Genomic DNA, 16,638 nt, shown 5'->3' on the forward strand with positions numbered 1-16,638 from the left:
TTATTGTCTACATGTTACACTTATGATTATGGTTATCCTAAGGAGGGAGTCAACGTGATTCTTATTGATCATCAAACCGTATCAGGCATTCCGTTTTTACATATTGTAAAAGAAGAAAATCGGGACCGTCCCGCTCCCCTTGTTTTCTTTATTCACGGTTTTACAAGCGCGAAGGAGCATAATCTTCATTTCGCTTACCTGCTTGCTGAAAAGGGCTTCAGGGCGGTGCTGCCGGAAGCTCTTTACCACGGTGAACGCGCTGAACAGCTGTCAGCAGAAGAGCTCGCCGTCCATTTTTGGGACATTGTATTAAATGAAATCGAGGAGCTTGACGTGCTGAAAAAGGATTTTGAAGCGCGCGGTCTGATTGAAGACGGGCGGATCGGTCTTGCGGGCACGTCAATGGGCGGAATTACGACATTCGGCGCGATGGCCGCGTATGATTGGGTCAAAGCCGGCGTCAGCCTGATGGGAAGCCCGAACTATACGGCGTTTTTTCAGCAGCAGATTGACCACATTCAAAAGCAGGACATCGACATTGACGTCACAAAAGAACAGGTCGATGAACTGTTTGCGCGGCTCAAACCGTTTGATCTCAGTCTGGAACCGGAAAAACTCCGGAGCCGCCCGCTGCTGTTCTGGCACGGCGTTCAAGACAAAGTCGTTCCGTATGCACCGACCCGCGGCTTTTATGAAACGATTAAACCTCATTACAGCAGCCGGCCTGACCATCTTCAGTTTCTGAAAGACGAACGGGCTGACCATAAAGTCCCGAGATACGCCGTTTTAGAAACCGTCGCCTGGTTCGATAAGCATTTATAAAGCACAAAGGTGTTAACAAAACCCGCTTTTACGTTATACTGAGGAAAAAGGAGTGATGGAACGTGGAAGAAGCATTAAAAGAAAACATCATGGGCGCCTTGGAGCAGGTTGTTGACCCTGAGCTCGGCGTCGATATCGTCAATCTCGGCCTTGTATACGACGTTGATATGGATGACGACGGCCTGACGCACGTTACGATGACACTGACATCAATGGGGTGCCCGCTCGCTCCGATCATCGTCGACGAGGTGAAAAAAGCGCTCGCCGACATTCCGGATGTAAAAGAGACGGAGGTCCACATCGTCTGGAATCCGCCGTGGACAAGAGACAAAATGTCACGCTACGCAAAAATCGCATTAGGGATTCAGTAATAAGAAAATGCACCTCGGATTTTAGGTACATCCTAAAGTTTGGAGGTGCTTTTCTTTTGTCTGCATATAAGCGACAGTGAGGGTTTGTTTTGGATCGCAAACAAACCTTTATATATAAAATTTCATATGAGGTTTATCTTTTTTGTAATAGGACAGTCTGTCTTGGAGTGTGCCTGTGTGGAATTCAAATTTATGTCCATCAGGATCAGTAAAATAAATTGACTTTTGATCTTGTTTATCTCTAGGACGCCCATTTAATATATTTACATTTAGATTTTTTAGCCGTTGATGTATTGCATCAAAATCTTTTGGGTCAATTGTAAAGGCCATATGCGTATAAGATTTATGTATTTCATTTCTTGGTATATCCGCCTCTAAGTTAAGTGCAAGCCAAAGCCCGTTCAGATCAAAATATGCTGTTTTTTGCCCTTTAACCAGGAGTTGTGCATGAAATACTTTTTCATAAAATTCTATAGATTTTTCCAAATTTGAAACAGAAAAAAGAAGATGATTGATTCCTTTTATGTTTATTTTCCCCACCTCATTTAACATGTTTGTCTTAAACAATCCCTTTGGTAATACATCTGCATATATATCGATTATATACTGACTAAAAAATCATTTTAAGGATTTCTGTGTATTTTTTATGCCGTGTGTTTTCCGGTATCGGATTAAAAAGGAAAAAAACGGACGTAAGGCATGATATAATAGACCGGCTGCATGCGAGGGAGGAACCCATGAAGAAAAAATTACTTCTCATTATCCTTAGCATTCTTGTTTATACGGCGCTGTTCGCTGTTTCCGCTTTTCACAAAGAGCCGGAGCAGCAGGCAGGGACAATGACGGATGTCAGCCGTCTCATGCCCGTGAAAATTAAGCAGACGGTCAAAGGAAAAGAGAAAGAAACATTGATCGAAACCATTAAGGAAGCAAAGAGAAAGCATCTGAAGATCTCAATCGCAGGCGCCCAGCACTCAATGGGCGGCCAGACGTATTATGAAGACGGTATCGTTCTCGACATGACGGGCTACAACAAAATACTCGGTCTCGACCGAAAGAAAAAAATCATCAGAGTGCAGGCGGGAGCGACGTGGAATGATATTCAGCGCTATGTCAATCCGTACGGGCTCGCGGTAAAAGTCATGCAATCGCAAAACATTTTTACGATCGGCGGCTCACTGAGCGCCAACGCCCACGGCCGGGATATCCGATACGGTTCGCTGATTGATACGGTCAAATCGTTTCATCTTTTAAAGGCGGACGGCAAAGTCATCACCGTTACTCCGAAAGATGACCTGTTTTCAGCCGTCATCGGCGGCTACGGCCTGTTCGGCGTCATCCTTGACGCGGATATTGAGCTGACGGATGATGAACTTTATGAAATGAAAACGAAACGCATGAACGCTGATACATACAGTGAATATTTTACGCAGCATGTTCAGCGCAACCCCGCCGTGCGCATGCATCTCGCACGGATCGCAACAGGGGATAAAGGCTTTTTGCATGACATGTATGTGACTGATTACACGCTCGCAGACAATCAGAAAGAATTAAAGCAGCACAATGAACTGAAAGAAGATGAGCATCCGGCGCTGACGAAATTCGCGCTCGGCCTCTCCCGCCGGTATGACTGGGGGAGAAATTGGTTCTGGTCAACCCAGCAGTCTTATTTTCTCACCCAAAACGGCGTGAAAGTCTCCAGGAACAATGTCATGCGGTCAGAGTCGAAATTTTTGGAATATGAAAACACGGACAACACCGACGTGCTGCAAGAATACTTCGTGCCCGTCGGCGAATTTGCGCCGTACATTCATGATTTACGCGAGACGCTGTCACATGAAGATCTCAATCTCGTAAATATTACGATCCGCTACGTACAAAAAAATGAAAAAGCCGATCTGTCATACGCAAAGGAAGACATGTTTTCACTCGTCCTTTTAATCAATGAAGGATTTTCAAAAGACAGCCAGGCGAGTGCGGCGCGGATTGTCAGAAAAATGACGGATACGGCATTGCTCCACCGCGGCAGTTATTATCTCCCGTATATGCTGTATCAAACGAAAGAGCAGATGCGCGAGGCATATCCGAAAAGCGATATGTTCTTTCAGAAAAAACACAAATATGATCCGGATGACTTGTTTATGAATTATTTTTATCAGAGGTACAAATCATGAAACACAACCATTTAAAATGGCTGATCCTGTCTCAGAGCAGTGTCTTTTTTGCCGGCAGCCTGATCTTTCCGTTTTATATTTTATTTATTAAAAACATCGGTTCCAGCTACACGCAATTCGGTCTCTCATACGGCTTGTTCGGCCTGAGCGGCGCATTGATTCATCCGCTGCTCGGCCGGCTGTCGGCAAGACTGGACCCCCGCTGGTTCCTTATGGCAAATTCGTGGGGGATGGCGGTGCTTCTTCTGACGCTCCCGCACATTACCGGCGTGCACCAGGTTTATGTTGTGCAGGTGCTTTTGGGCCTGTTCGGCGCGATGCAAAAACACGGCGAGAAAATCATGATCGCCGATTACACCGACGGCGGGGAGCGGGGAAAAAAGTCGGCAGCTATCATTTCTGGACGGCCGTATTTTCAGCTGCCGCCATTATTCTCGGCGGGTTTCTCGCTGATTTCTTTACGGTTTATATTATTTTTTACGCCAGCTCCGTGCTGTTTTTTATAAGCGGGCTGATGATGCTGAAGAAAACAGGCTGATCCGATCAGCCTGTTTTTCTTATGGAACTCCCTCGAACGAGAGGGAGTTTTTTTGTCAGCGAAAACAGATGGAAAATGAATGAAAAAATATTAAATATACAATTGAATTAATTTTTATTCATGTTATAATGTTAAATAATTTCACAAAAACCAAGAAGGTGAACCCGTTGAAAATAGGTGTTATAGGCGCTACTGGTTATGGAGGCGCCGAACTTGTCAGGATTCTTAACCATCACCCTTATGCAGAGGATTGTATATTGTATTCATCGAGTGACGAAGGAAAAGAATATGCCGCTTCATATCCGCATTTGAGGAATATAGCGTCACAATCACTTCAGCCGCTTCATATAGAAACGATCCGAAACGAAATTGATGTCATGTTCATAGCCGCGCCGCCCGGCGTCTCCGGAGAGTGGTCGCCCAAGCTGGCGGAGGCGGGCATCCCGGTCATTGATCTATCCGGCGATCTGCGGATTCAAAACCCGGCCGTGTATGAAAAGTGGTATAAGCGGGAGGCCGCTCCGAAAGGAACGATTCAAAGCGCGGTTTACGGTTTAGCTGAACTGCAAAAAGAAGAGATTCAGACTGCAAAGCTGATTGCCAATCCGGGATGTTTTCCGACGGCTGTGCTGCTCGGGCTCGCCCCGCTGGCGAAGAATAAGCTTTTACAAGATTCATTTCTGATTGTTGATGCGAAAACAGGCGTATCCGGCGCCGGCCGAAAAGCATCCATGGGCACTCATTATTCTGAGCTGAATGATAATTTCAAAATTTATAAGGTTAATGAGCATCAGCATACTCCGGAAATTGAACAGCAATTAGCGGCTTGGCAGCCCGGCACAGGCCCGATCACGTTTTCCGCTCATTTGGCGCCGATGACAAGGGGCATTATGGCGACGATGTATACGGAGGCTCCCCCGGGTATGTCTGCTGCACAGGTAAGAGAATTGTATTCCGAATTCTACAAAGATTCATATTTTGTCAGAATCAGGCCGGAAGGTGAATTTCCGGCGACGAAAGAGGTATACGGCAGCAATTTTTGTGATATCAGTGTCACCGTGGATGAAAGAACAAACCGTGCCACCATCGTTTCTGTCATAGATAATCTGATGAAAGGCGCCGCAGGGCAGGCGGTTCAAAATTTAAATATCATGAATGGCTGGCAGGAAGAAACGGGACTTACGATGACGCCAGTCTATCCATAGAACGAAAGAGGGATTCAAAAATATGATTCAGCTGAGTGAGGAAATCACGAAAATAAAAGGCGGCGTATCCTCGCCGAAAGGGTTTGAGGCAAAGGGCGTGCACTGCGGTCTGCGCTATTCAAAAAAAGATCTCGGAGCGATTATCAGTGAAGCGCCTGCAGTCAGTGCAGCGGTATATACGCAGAGCCATTTTCAGGCAGCGCCGCTGAAAGTGACACAAGCCAGCTTGAAAAAAGAGGGTGTGCTTCAGGCGGTTATCGTCAACAGCGCGATTGCCAACGCCTGTACGGGAGACCAAGGATTAAAGGACGCCTATGAAATGCGGGACGGATTCGCGAGCCAGCTCGGCATTGAGCCGGAGCTTGTTGCGGTTTCGTCAACCGGGGTGATCGGCGAGCTTTTAGATATGAAAAAAATTCAAGCGGGCATTGAACAGCTCGGTCAAGCGCCGTCCGTGTCCGGAGCATTTGAAGAAGCCATTTTGACGACGGATACAGTGACGAAACAGACGTGTTATGAACTGGTGATCGGCGGAGACATCATCACGATCGGCGGAGCGGCGAAAGGCTCCGGCATGATCCACCCCAACATGGCGACAATGCTCGGCTTTGTCACAACGGACGCGGCCGTGGAAGAACAGGCGCTCAAAAACGCGCTCAGAGAGATTACGGATGTTTCATTTAACCAAATCACCGTTGACGGAGAAACATCGACGAATGACATGGTGCTTGTGATGGCGAACGGCTGCGCGGGGAATGATTGCCTGACGGAGCAGCATCCTGACTGGCCGGCTTTTAAAAAGGGATTAAAGCTTGTATGCGAAGACCTTGCCAAAGATATTGCCAGAGACGGTGAAGGAGCGACGAAATTAATTGAAGCCAGAGTCGAAGGCGCGAAAAATAACCTTGAGGCGAATATTATCGCCAAAAAAATCGTCGGCTCAAGCCTTGTGAAGACCGCCGTTTACGGCACAGACGCCAATTGGGGGCGCATCATCGGCGCAATCGGGCACAGTGCGGCAAGCGTAACGGCCGAACAAGTGGAAGTTTTTCTCGGCGGCCAGTGTCTGTTTAAAAACAACGAACCTCAGCCGTTTTCGGAAACTGATGCCAAGGAGTACTTATCAGGTGATGAGATTACGATTGCAGTCCGCCTGCAGGAAGGCTCCGGCAGCGGCCGGGCATGGGGCTGTGACTTAACCTATGATTATATCAAAATCAATGCGAGCTATCGCACATAACAAAGGGGAGCGGCATGAAGAAAACCATCGTTTTTAAGTGCGGCGGAAGCGTGATCCGCGAGTTATCCGCCGATTTTTTTCAAAATGTAAAAGAGCTTATGCAATCGGGCTGGACCATTGCCGTCGTGCATGGAGGCGGCCCGGACATTTCAAGAATGCTGAAAACATTGCAGATTGAAACGGAATTTGTCGATGGACAGCGGAAAACGACCAAACCGGTGCTGGAAACAGCGGAAATGGTCTTGTCAGGGACGATCAATAAATTTTTCGTAACCGAACTCGCGAAAAACGGGCTGAAAGCCGCGGGAATATCAGGAAAGGACGGCGGTCTCCTTCAAGCATCTTACCTTAATCAAGACAAATACGGAGAAGTCGGCGAAATACAAAATACAGATCCATTAATCATCCAAGCGTTAATGAAAGAAGGCATCATTCCCGTTATCGCTCCGCTTTCCATGACAAGTAATTTCGAAACGCTGAACGTCAACGCAGACGCCGCGGCATCGGCCGTCGCTTCAGCCTTACACGCCGACAAACTTTTATTTGTCACGGATGTCGAAGGAATTATGGACGGAGAGAACAGGCTGGATACTTTGACGCCGCAAGAGATTCAGGCCCTCATTGATGGCGGCGTGATTTCAGGAGGGATGATTCCGAAGGTAAACTCGGCATTATCGGCACTGAGTGAAGATGTCGAGGAAGTGATGATCGTAAACGGAAAAGGAGCGTTTTTCACCGATCAAGCCTTCCAAGGAACAAAAATCGTCAAAGAAAAGGAGAGCGTGTCATGAGCAGTCTATTTCAAACCTACAGCCGCTGGCCCATCGATATCAAAAAAGCGAAAGGGACAATCGCAGAGGATGAAAACGGAAAAACGTATCTTGATTTTATTCAGGGCATCGCCGTTTCCAATCTCGGCCATTGTCATGATGCGGTGACAGAAGCGGTGAAAGAACAGCTTGACAGCGTATGGCACGTTTCCAATCTGTTTGAAAATGATCTTCAGGAAAAAGCCGCGGCAAAGCTTGCCGAACATAGCGCGGGGGATCTCGTTTTCTTCTGCAACAGCGGGGCCGAAGCGAATGAAGGCGCCATTAAGCTTGCCCGTAAAGCAACGGGAAAGACAAAAATCGTAACATTTCATCAATCCTTTCACGGACGGACCTATGCGGGGATGGCCGCCACCGGACAAGACAAAATCAAGATCGGTTTCGGACCGATGCTTCAAGGCTTTCACTATCTTCCGTTTAATGATCCGTCGGCATTCAGCACGCTTTCAAAAGAGGATGATATCGCCGCCGTCATGCTTGAGACGGTGCAGGGAGAAGGGGGAGTCAATCCCGCCGATCCGGAATTCATCGAAGCCTTACAGACATTTTGCAAAGACAAACAGGCGCTGCTTATCGCAGACGAGATTCAAACCGGAATCGGCCGGACGGGCAAGGCATTCGGCTATGAGCACTTCGGCATCTCTCCGGACATCATCACTGCTGCGAAAGGGCTTGGAAACGGTTTTCCCGTCGGAGCCGTGATCGGCAAAAAGAAGCTTGGCGACGCCTTTACGCCGGGTACGCATGGTACGACTTTCGGCGGCAATAAGCTCGCCATGGCAGCTGTGAAAGCAACTTTGGACATTGTGTTTCAGCCGGACTTTCTTCAGGCGGCGGCAGACAAAGGCTCTTTTTTAAAAGCGCAGCTGAACCGTGAACTGACAGGGCCTTTTGTAAAAGAAATCCGCGGAAAAGGGTTATTAATCGGCATTGAATGCGCAGGTCCCGTGTCCGGCATCATCGGAGATCTGCAGGAACGCGGGCTTCTCGTGCTTCCGGCCGGACCGAATGTCATCAGGCTGCTGCCGCCGCTTACAGTTTCTGAAGAAGAAATGCTGTCGGCCGTCAGTATGCTGAAAGCAGCGATCGAAGCGCATTCGGCAGTGAAACGGTAATTTTTTTTTCGATATAAGAGTATAAAAATTCATATTTTTAATTAATTATTCATCAAGAGGTGGGCTTTAGATGAAAGGCTATTTAGTATTGGAAGACGGAACATCATTCGGCGGTGAACTTGAAAAAGAAGCCCGCTGTGTTGGCGAAGCTGTTTTTTTCACCGGCATGACGGGCTATCAGGAAGTGCTTACAGACCCGTCATATAAGGGTCAGATCGTCGTCTTTACGTATCCGCTGATCGGAAACTACGGAATTAATGAAAAAGACCTTGAAAGTAAGATTCCTCAAGTCAAAGCTGTTGCCGTCTATGAAGCGTGTGAACATTTTTCTCACCATGAAGCAGTCTCAAGCTTGAGAGAGTATTTAAATAAATGGAACATCCCGCTCTTAACCGAAGTGGACACACGGGCCGTCGTCAAAACCATCCGCTCCGGCGGCACGATGAACGCTGCCGTGTCAACAACAGGAGAAATTCCCGCAGCATCCGGAACACAAAACCCGGCGGAGCTGGCGCAGTCTGAAGACATCACTTCAATGGGGAACGGAGACCGGCATATTGCGCTGATTGATTTCGGTTATAAAAAATCAATCGCCTCGTCACTTGTAAAGCGCGGCTGTAAAGTAACGGTCATTCCGTATCAGCAGATGAACGCCGTTTATGACATTCAGCCTGACGGAATCGTGCTCTCAAACGGCCCGGGCGACCCGAAAGCGATTGCACCGTACATGAACCGGATTACATCTTTACTCAGTGATTTCCCCGCACTCGGCATTTGCCTCGGGCATCAGCTGATTGCCCTGGCTTTCGGAGGAAATACGTATAAGCTGCCGTTCGGCCACAGGGGTGCCAACCATCCCGTCATTGACCGGAAAACGAAACGGGTGTTTATGACAAGCCAGAACCACAGCTATGTCGTCGATGAAGCGTCAATTGACGAAAACGAACTATCGATCAGATTTCATCATGTCAATGATACATCAGTGGAAGGGCTCATTCATAAGCGCCTTCCCGTATTAAGCGTCCAGTTCCACCCTGAAGCTCACCCCGGACCGGCTGAGAGCGAGTGGATATTTGATGAATTTCTAGAGAAAGTGATACCAGCAAGGAGAGAAATCGCTCATGCCTAAAGATACAACCATTTCCAGCATATTAGTCATCGGCTCCGGCCCCATCATCATCGGCCAGGCGGCAGAATTTGATTATTCAGGAACGCAGGGCTGCATGGCTCTGAAAGAAGAAGGATACCGCGTTATTCTAGTCAATAACAACCCGGCAACGATTATGACGGATGAGGCGTTTGCCGATGAAATATATTTTGAACCGCTCACAACCGACAGCATCGAGGCCATTATCGAAAAAGAAAAACCCGACGGTCTGCTTGCCAATTTGGGCGGCCAGACGGCATTGAATTTAGCCGTTAAGCTTGAAGAAGCAGGCGTGCTGAAGAAGCATCACGTCAAGCTCTTAGGAACATCGGTGGAAACCATTCAAAAAGGCGAAGACCGGGAGCAGTTCCGCGCTCTGATGAAAGAGCTCGACCAGCCCGTTCCGGAAAGCGAAATCGTCGACAACGAAGAAGACGCCCTCCGCTTCGCTGAGTCTATCGGATTTCCGGTTATTCTGAGACCGGCGTACACGTTAGGCGGAAAGGGAGGCGGAATCGCGAAAACGAAAGAAGCGTTTCAGACGCTTATTAAACAGGCGCTGTTAGCAAGCCCGATCAGCCAATGCCTCGTCGAAAAAAGCATCGCCGGATTTAAAGAAATCGAATATGAGGTCATGCGCGACAGCAATCATACATGCATCACCGTCTGCAATATGGAAAACATCGATCCCGTCGGCGTGCATACAGGAGACTCTATCGTCGTCGCACCGTCCCAGACGTTAACGGATGAAGAATATCAGATGCTGCGTTCCGCAAGCCTGGCGATAATTTCGGCGCTGGATGTGGTCGGCGGCTGCAACATTCAATTTGCGCTGGATCCGTTCAGCAAACAGTACTATGTCATTGAAGTGAACCCGCGTGTCAGCCGTTCATCGGCCCTCGCGTCAAAAGCAACCGGCTACCCGATTGCCAAAATGGCGGCGAAACTTGCCGTCGGCTATACGCTCGACGAACTGAAAAATCCGCTGACGGGCTCTACTTATGCAAGCTTTGAACCGGCGCTTGATTATGTCATCGTCAAATTCCCGCGCTGGCCGTTTGATAAATTTAAACATGCCGACCGCACGCTCGGAACGAAGATGAAAGCGACGGGAGAGGTCATGGCGATCGAAAGAAATATGGAAGCGGCCATTCAAAAAGCGGCGGCCTCCCTTGAACTGAAAACGATCGGCACCCGCCTGCCTGAACTCGGCGGCTGTACGATCAATCAGCTGTGGGAATTAGCGGTAACGCCGGATGACCGGAGATTTTTCGTCGTCATGGAACTGTTAAGCCGCGGTGAAACGATAGAAGATATCCATGCCAAAACGAAAATTGACCCGTTTTTTCTCCATGTATTCCGAAATATCATCACATTGGAAAACAAGCTGATGGAAGAAGGGGATCATCTGTCTGTTCCGCTTTTAAAGCAGGCGAAGGTAAAAGGCTTCACGGATGTCATGATCGCATCTCTCACGGGAAAAACGGAAGAAGACATCCGTGCTCTCAGAAAGAAATCAGGCATCGTCCCGTCGTTTAAAATCGTAGATACATGCGCCGCTGAATTTGATGCCAAGACGAATTATTTCTACTCCACCTACCTTGGGGAAAGCGACGGAGATGTCAGCCGAAAAGAGAAAAAACGCGCTCTCATCATCGGCTCAGGCCCGATCCGCATCGGTCAGGGAGTGGAATTTGATTACAGCGCCGTCCACGGCGTCCTGACCCTGCAAAAGCTGGGGTATGAAACGATTATGATCAATAACAATCCGGAAACAGTAAGCACGGATTATGAAATCGCCGACCGGCTTTACTTTGAACCGCTGACGACAGAACATATTTTAAATGTGGCGGAACATGAAAACATTGATTTTGCCATCGTCCAGTTTGGGGGACAGACCGCGATCAATGCCGCTGAACCGCTGGAAAAAGCGGGCATTCCGCTGCTCGGAACATCCTTTGAAACCCTTGATGCGCTGGAGGATCGGGATCTGTTTTATCAGCTGCTTGATGATCTTGGCCTCAAACATGCCAAAGGCGAAACGGCTTATTCAAAAGAAGAAGCAACGGAAAAAGCAAGCCGGATCGGCTACCCCGTGCTGATCCGTCCGTCTTATGTCATCGGGGGCATGGGCATGATCATCGTTCATTCAGAAGCGCAAATGTCAGAGCTCCTGGAAAAAGAAGCGGGCATGCCGTACCCGATTTTGATCGATCAGTACATTACAGGAAAAGAATTGGAGATCGATCTGATTTCCGACGGACATGAAGTATTCGTGCCGACTTACACAGAGCACATTGAACGGGCCGGCGTCCATTCGGGCGACAGTTTTGCGATTCTTCCGGGGCCGTCTGTCACACCTGATATGCAGCGGAATATAAAAGAGGCCGCCGAAAAAATCGCGGTAAAACTGGCTTTTAAAGGCATTATGAACATTCAGTTTGTCATTGATGACAAAAGGGATATTCTCGTTCTTGAAGTGAATCCGCGGGCAAGCCGCACGGTTCCTGTCGTGTCTAAGGTGATGGGGGTGCCGATGATCCCGCTTGCCGCCAGATTGCTGGCCGGCGCTTCCCTTAAAGATATCAAGCCCGAGGTTCAAAATCAGCACGGAACTGCAGTGAAATTCCCGGTTTTTTCTTCTCACGCCATTCAGGATGTGGACGTAAAGCCCGGGCCGGAAATGAAGTCGACCGGAGAAGGCATGTGTGTCGCGTTTGACGCAGAAAGCGCACTGAAAAAAATCTACGCGCACGTCTGGGAGAAAAAAGGCAGCATCTATCTGGAAGGCTGTGATGCGGAATTGGAACGTCAGGCTCAAGAGGCGGGATTTACCGTATGCAAAGATGCGTTCCCGGCATGGGCAGAGCGAAAGGATAAAGCGGTCCATATTAATTTCAATCACTCTGAAGAAGCGCGTAAACAACGGATCGAAGTAATGACGCACGGTGTGACGGTCTTTACTGAACCGGAAACCGTAAAGGCATTTTTAGCAAGCGGCTCCGGCAAACCTCAGCCTGTATCGCTCAAAGATCTTTATCAAAAGGAAGTGGCATCATGCACACAATAAAAGCGGAACACACATTAACCCATTTGTACGGCAAAGATTTTCTTTCATTAAAAGATGACAGCCCGTCAGACATCAATGCGCTTCTGACAGAAGCTTCATTATTAAAACAACATCCGATACAGCCGATTTTCCAAGGGAAAACATTGGCGATGATTTTTGAAAAATCTTCAACCCGCACACGTGTGTCTTTTGAAGCGGGAATGGCCCAGCTCGGAGGAACGGGACTATTTCTTTCAAGCAGCGACCTGCAGCTTGGGCGGGGGGAGACGGTCGCGGATACGGCGAAGGTGCTGTCCGGCTTCGTTGATGCCATTATGATCCGCACCTTTGAGCATGAAAAAGTCGAAGAGCTTGCCGAGCATGCAGACATTCCCGTCATAAACGGGCTGACCGACCGGTATCACCCGTGTCAGGCACTCGCGGATCTGTTAACGATACAAGAAATAAAAGGAAAATTAAAAGGAGTAAAAGTCGCCTATATCGGTGACGGAAATAATGTAGCGCATTCACTTATGATCGGCTGCGCAAAAATGGGCTGTGACATTGCGGTTGCTTCGCCGAAAGGCTATGAAGTTGAGGAAGAGGCGGTAAATGCCGCAAAAGAAGCGGCGGCTGTTTCCGGAGCGAAAGTCACCCTTACCGAAAATCCGCAGGAAGCGGTGCAGGATGCAGACGTGATTTACTCCGACGTCTTCACGAGTATGGGGCAGGAGGAAGAGACGCAGCAGCGGCTGAACGTGTTTGCTCCGTATCAAGTCAACGCCTCACTCGTCAGTCTCGCCAAACCTGACTATACATTTTTGCATTGCCTGCCCGCGCATCGGGAGGAAGAGGTCACGTCCGAGATTATCGACGGCCCGAACTCTGCGGTATTCCAGCAGGCGGAAAACCGGCTTCACGCGCAAAAAGCGCTCCTGAAAGCTCTTCTTTACAAACAGGATGAACAAAAAAACCGCTGAATCTCATCAGCGGTTTTTGATATTTCTCCGCATACAAGCGCATACTACATAAAAAAGAAAAAGGAGGAAATGACGTGGGACAGCAGCATCAATTCCGCCCGGGACAAAAAGCGCCGAATAACGGTGTGTACGTTGAAATCGGCGAAACGGGAAGCATGGTCAAAAATCCGCAGAAAATCAAGCTCACAGTGGGAGAAATGTTCCCTGAAACTTCAAACCACAACAGATTGTGGACGTATCAACGAAAACCGTGAACACAAAAAAACCTGCTGAATAGCAGGTTTTTTTATTTAATGCTGGCTTGCATCCTGTTTGACAGGCATGATCTCCGCAAGAACAAAGACTAGCACCGCAATAACCACGGCAATAACGGATGATTGCTTGAAATTGTACGCCGCGCTGTTCATGGAGGCGACCAAATAACAGGCCATATGTGTTAAAAGGAACGTCCAAATAAAACCGATAATAAACCGCACGTTTCCACCTCGTCCTTCATTTTATTCTACGTTGTATCATACCATACATAAAGCGCGGGCGGAAGGTCATTTTCTCATCAAAAAGCGCGCCTGAACCTGACATTTGCCCGCCTGTCAGGCCGTCTGAAGGAAAATTCGGTTCCCGTGCTCGGGATAATAGCCAAAACATAGCAGCAAATAGGAGTTTATCCGATCCGTTTTCATTCTTCTTACATATGATAGCCAATAGAGAGATTAGGAGTAAAAGGAGGCGGGCAGGCATGGGGATAACGGAAAGATTCTTCCAATTCGGATCTGAGCTGAACGTCATCCATCTGCCGTATCGGCCGAACGGCTTCTGTATCTTTATTCTGGGGGACAGAACCCACTTTGTCAGCCGGGACTCAAGCTTTTGGCTCGAACATGAAGGGAGAAACCAGCTGTTAAATACGATGCTTGACAGAGGGTACACCATTTTCAACAGCAATTTATACGGACGGCATTGGGGTTCGGAAAAAGCCGTCCTTTACGCCAGACAGCTGATTCATTATGTGCTGAAACAAGAAACCCTCAATCCGAAAATACACTTGCTCGCAGAAGGCATGGGCGCCCTCATCGCCGATCAATTGCTGCAGTCTTCACCGGAGCATATCCGTTCAGCCGCAATGTTAGATCCTTGTCTTGATCTTCAAGCCCATTTTGAATCAGAGAAAGAAAATAAGTTTTTTTATAAGCAGTTTCTGAGGGAAACGGCACAAAGCTTCGGTGTTTCTGAAAAAGAGGCAAGCTCACTGAGCTATCAGACCATTACCGGCTGCCGCACCCGCGCGCCGGTACATATATGGCAAAGAACGACCGGAGCGCCGTACCCGTACACCCTGCATGCGAACGCGTATAAAGAAGCCCGGGAAAAGACCGGAAGCAAGACTGATATCACGTATCACCTGCTTGAGAACCCTGCGCGTATGTACAGAGCCATCTGCCGGTTTTTCCGCAGTCATGAAAAAGACCTGTAATGAATAGAATACAACAGCCATCTCTTTTCAGAGGGCTGTTTGGCTTGTGTGTGAATGAAAAACCGGAAAGGCGGCAGATGTGATGAAAACAGCGCTGATCATTGGAGCAGATGAATTTCTCGGCCTTTCATTGTGCGAACGGTTGATGGATGAGGGTGTGCATGTTGATGTCATTTTGGCAGAACCGGAGGACAAAACGAGGCAGCTGTATTTAGAAGAACGTTTAATGTGGCTCGCGAGAAACGGGCTTTTTCAAATAATAGATGAAATCGGTGAAAAGGAATACGATCGTATCTGCGTTCAATACGGGAGCGGGTGTCTGCCTGAAGAAAGGGCTGAGCCTTTATATTGGATTGTTTACAGTGAGGATCACGGAGAATGGGAAAAAAACGGTCAGCGGGATACGGCAAAAGCGATTATCCTTCCTCCCCTCTACGGTCCGTGGACGGAAGCAAAAGAAGATGGCGAAAGCAGGATCTATTTAGAAGACGCAGTCTGCGGGCTGATGAATCAGCTTGAGGCTGACGGTACAGAAGACGAAAACCAGATTATTACCCTGGAAATAAAAGAAAAAACACAAAAAACGGAAGCGGAAGAAAAAATTAAAGAGTGGAAAAGACAATTTTCATCAATATTCGACATTTTTTAAGAAATACCTTCCATGTTATGTGCATTACCGCTACAATAAACGTATATCAATTTATACATGTTATGAGTTTGAAAAGGGGTTGAACATGGCTTGATCACCAGGCTTGTCATGACCTTTTCTGTCCTCCTTTTATTGAGCGGATGCGCACAAACTCCGTTTAAAGGAAAAATTGAGAAGGTCGGAATGCTTTTTCCCGATACCATCAGTGACTTGGTATGGGGCACAAAAGGTTACAAAGGTTTATTAGCGATACAATCTGAATTTAACGTTGACGTTTATTATAAAGAAAATATCAGATCCGATGAAGATATTTTAAAAGCGATAGATGATTTTCATAAAAAAGGAGTCAATCTTTTATACGGGCACGGAAATGAATACGAGGAAATTTTCAATATGATCAGCAAGGATTATCCCGACATGGAATTCGTCGTCGCAAACGGAACGGCGAAAAGCGATAATGTCACAAGCGTTCATCTTATGGGAGAAGCAATGGGCTTTTTCGGGGGAATGACGGCCGCCCATATGTCAAAAAACAATGAGGTCGGCGTCATCGCCTCTTTTTTGTGGCAGCCTGAAGTAGACGGCTTTATCAAAGGAGCGAAATATGAAAAGCCTGATATCACCGTCAATACTGAATTTACGGACCACTGGGATAACGGCAATGAAGCGCTGCATCTTTACGAGAAGTTAAAAGCGGAAGGCACGGATGTTGTATATCTGGCCGGAGACGGGTATAATGTTCCTGTCATTCAGCAAATCAAAAAAGACGGGCTTTACGCCATCGGCTATGTCGCCGAGCAATCGAATCTCGGCAAAAACACGGTGCTGACAAGCACGGTGCAAAACGTAGATAAAGCCTATACATTAATTGCCGAGCAATATAATAAAGGTACGCTCAAGAGCGGAGATCACAACTTTGATTTCAGGGAAGGAGTCGTTGAAATGGGGACGTTCAGCCCTCTGGTGGACAAAGCATTTCAAGACAAAATCTCAGACCTTGTCAAAACGTATAACAGAACAAATGAACTGCCGTCAAATGAATAGAGG

The 16,638-nt window shown here is 47.8% G+C and carries 16 protein-coding genes and 1 pseudogene; 15 read left to right on the plus strand and 2 right to left on the minus strand.

The window, feature by feature from the left end:
• Window positions 1–54: 54 nt before the first annotated feature.
• Both NYE38_RS05595 and NYE38_RS05600 read left to right on the plus strand, forming a co-directional pair.
• Window positions 55–822: a prolyl oligopeptidase family serine peptidase gene (locus tag NYE38_RS05595; RefSeq protein ID WP_007409140.1), complete on the plus strand. Its 768-nt coding sequence runs from the start codon at window positions 55–57 to the stop codon at window positions 820–822.
• A 62-nt stretch (window positions 823–884) separates the two neighbouring features.
• The gene (locus NYE38_RS05600) at window positions 885–1,193 is read left to right on the plus strand and encodes a metal-sulfur cluster assembly factor (protein WP_003155088.1); all 309 of its coding nucleotides are present in this window, start codon (window positions 885–887) and stop codon (window positions 1,191–1,193) included.
• A gap of 108 nt (window positions 1,194–1,301) precedes the next feature.
• Here NYE38_RS05600 and fosM read toward each other — a convergent pair whose 3' ends face one another.
• Entirely contained in the window at window positions 1,302–1,745 is a 444-nt protein-coding gene (gene fosM / locus NYE38_RS05605; RefSeq protein ID WP_007409139.1) for a FosM family fosfomycin resistance protein, read from the minus strand.
• Between the two features lie 185 nt (window positions 1,746–1,930).
• Between fosM and NYE38_RS05610 the strand changes: the two genes are divergently transcribed.
• The 10 genes and pseudogenes from NYE38_RS05610 (at window position 1,931) to NYE38_RS05655 (ending at window position 13,725) form a co-directional block, all read left to right on the plus strand.
• A complete protein-coding gene (locus NYE38_RS05610) occupies window positions 1,931–3,367 on the plus strand; it encodes an FAD-binding oxidoreductase (RefSeq protein WP_267542933.1) in 1,437 nt (478 codons plus the stop codon).
• Window positions 3,364–3,905: pseudogene (locus NYE38_RS05615) on the plus strand (MFS transporter). The gene NYE38_RS05610 and the pseudogene NYE38_RS05615 overlap by 4 nt, the downstream one beginning before the upstream one ends.
• Window positions 3,906–4,072: 167 nt before the next feature.
• The gene (gene argC / locus NYE38_RS05620; protein WP_071181696.1) at window positions 4,073–5,110 is read left to right on the plus strand and encodes an N-acetyl-gamma-glutamyl-phosphate reductase; all 1,038 of its coding nucleotides are present in this window, start codon (window positions 4,073–4,075) and stop codon (window positions 5,108–5,110) included.
• Between the two features lie 22 nt (window positions 5,111–5,132).
• Complete coding sequence (argJ, locus tag NYE38_RS05625; RefSeq protein WP_017417439.1) at window positions 5,133–6,350, plus strand: bifunctional ornithine acetyltransferase/N-acetylglutamate synthase; 1,218 nt, start codon at window positions 5,133–5,135, stop codon at window positions 6,348–6,350.
• Between the two features lie 14 nt (window positions 6,351–6,364).
• Window positions 6,365–7,141, plus strand: a complete 777-nt coding sequence (argB, locus tag NYE38_RS05630; RefSeq protein ID WP_109566851.1) for an acetylglutamate kinase — start codon at window positions 6,365–6,367, stop codon at window positions 7,139–7,141.
• Window positions 7,138–8,295, plus strand: a complete 1,158-nt coding sequence (locus NYE38_RS05635; RefSeq protein ID WP_285001906.1) for an acetylornithine transaminase — start codon at window positions 7,138–7,140, stop codon at window positions 8,293–8,295. The genes argB and NYE38_RS05635 overlap by 4 nt, the downstream gene beginning before the upstream one ends.
• 70 nt (window positions 8,296–8,365) lie before the next feature.
• Window positions 8,366–9,424, plus strand: a complete 1,059-nt coding sequence (locus NYE38_RS05640) for a carbamoyl phosphate synthase small subunit (protein WP_285001907.1) — start codon at window positions 8,366–8,368, stop codon at window positions 9,422–9,424.
• On the plus strand, window positions 9,417–12,512 hold the full coding sequence (locus NYE38_RS05645) for a carbamoyl phosphate synthase large subunit (protein WP_285001908.1): 3,096 nt from the start codon (window positions 9,417–9,419) through the stop codon (window positions 12,510–12,512). Before NYE38_RS05640 ends, NYE38_RS05645 begins: the two co-directional genes overlap by 8 nt.
• Window positions 12,500–13,471, plus strand: a complete 972-nt coding sequence (gene argF, locus NYE38_RS05650; protein ID WP_340803054.1) for an ornithine carbamoyltransferase — start codon at window positions 12,500–12,502, stop codon at window positions 13,469–13,471. Before NYE38_RS05645 ends, argF begins: the two co-directional genes overlap by 13 nt.
• A 74-nt stretch (window positions 13,472–13,545) precedes the next feature.
• A complete protein-coding gene (locus tag NYE38_RS05655) occupies window positions 13,546–13,725 on the plus strand; it encodes a YjzC family protein (RefSeq protein ID WP_003155070.1) in 180 nt (59 codons plus the stop codon).
• Between the two features lie 36 nt (window positions 13,726–13,761).
• Here NYE38_RS05655 and NYE38_RS05660 read toward each other — a convergent pair whose 3' ends face one another.
• Entirely contained in the window at window positions 13,762–13,947 is a 186-nt protein-coding gene (locus tag NYE38_RS05660; protein WP_007409129.1) for a YjzD family protein, read from the minus strand.
• Window positions 13,948–14,207: 260 nt separating this feature from the next.
• On the opposite strand from NYE38_RS05660, the gene NYE38_RS05665 reads away from it, so the two are divergent.
• From NYE38_RS05665 to NYE38_RS05675, 3 genes are all read left to right on the plus strand, one after another.
• The gene (locus NYE38_RS05665; protein WP_014417405.1) at window positions 14,208–14,942 is read left to right on the plus strand and encodes a hypothetical protein; all 735 of its coding nucleotides are present in this window, start codon (window positions 14,208–14,210) and stop codon (window positions 14,940–14,942) included.
• 82 nt (window positions 14,943–15,024) lie between these two features.
• Window positions 15,025–15,591: a hypothetical protein gene (locus tag NYE38_RS05670; RefSeq protein WP_340803053.1), complete on the plus strand. Its 567-nt coding sequence runs from the start codon at window positions 15,025–15,027 to the stop codon at window positions 15,589–15,591.
• A 90-nt stretch (window positions 15,592–15,681) separates the two neighbouring features.
• A complete protein-coding gene (locus tag NYE38_RS05675) occupies window positions 15,682–16,635 on the plus strand; it encodes a BMP family ABC transporter substrate-binding protein (RefSeq protein WP_017417445.1) in 954 nt (317 codons plus the stop codon).
• The last annotated feature ends 3 nt before the right edge of the window (window positions 16,636–16,638 follow it).

Source organism: Bacillus sp. EU63 (assembly GCF_038592915.1).
GTDB classification, from domain to species: Bacteria; Bacillota; Bacilli; order Bacillales; family Bacillaceae; genus Bacillus; species Bacillus velezensis.

Coding starts and splice junctions, on each gene's coding strand:
- fosM (WP_007409139.1), bottom strand. CDS start 1,745: ATGTTAAATGAGGTGGGGAAAATAAACATAAAAGGAATCAATCATCTT.
- NYE38_RS05645 (WP_285001908.1), top strand. CDS start 9,417: ATGCCTAAAGATACAACCATTTCCAGCATATTAGTCATCGGCTCCGGC.
- NYE38_RS05670 (WP_340803053.1), top strand. CDS start 15,025: ATGAAAACAGCGCTGATCATTGGAGCAGATGAATTTCTCGGCCTTTCA.
- argF (WP_340803054.1), top strand. CDS start 12,500: ATGCACACAATAAAAGCGGAACACACATTAACCCATTTGTACGGCAAA.
- NYE38_RS05665 (WP_014417405.1), top strand. CDS start 14,208: ATGGGGATAACGGAAAGATTCTTCCAATTCGGATCTGAGCTGAACGTC.
- argB (WP_109566851.1), top strand. CDS start 6,365: ATGAAGAAAACCATCGTTTTTAAGTGCGGCGGAAGCGTGATCCGCGAG.
- argJ (WP_017417439.1), top strand. CDS start 5,133: ATGATTCAGCTGAGTGAGGAAATCACGAAAATAAAAGGCGGCGTATCC.
- NYE38_RS05640 (WP_285001907.1), top strand. CDS start 8,366: ATGAAAGGCTATTTAGTATTGGAAGACGGAACATCATTCGGCGGTGAA.
- NYE38_RS05610 (WP_267542933.1), top strand. CDS start 1,931: ATGAAGAAAAAATTACTTCTCATTATCCTTAGCATTCTTGTTTATACG.
- NYE38_RS05635 (WP_285001906.1), top strand. CDS start 7,138: ATGAGCAGTCTATTTCAAACCTACAGCCGCTGGCCCATCGATATCAAA.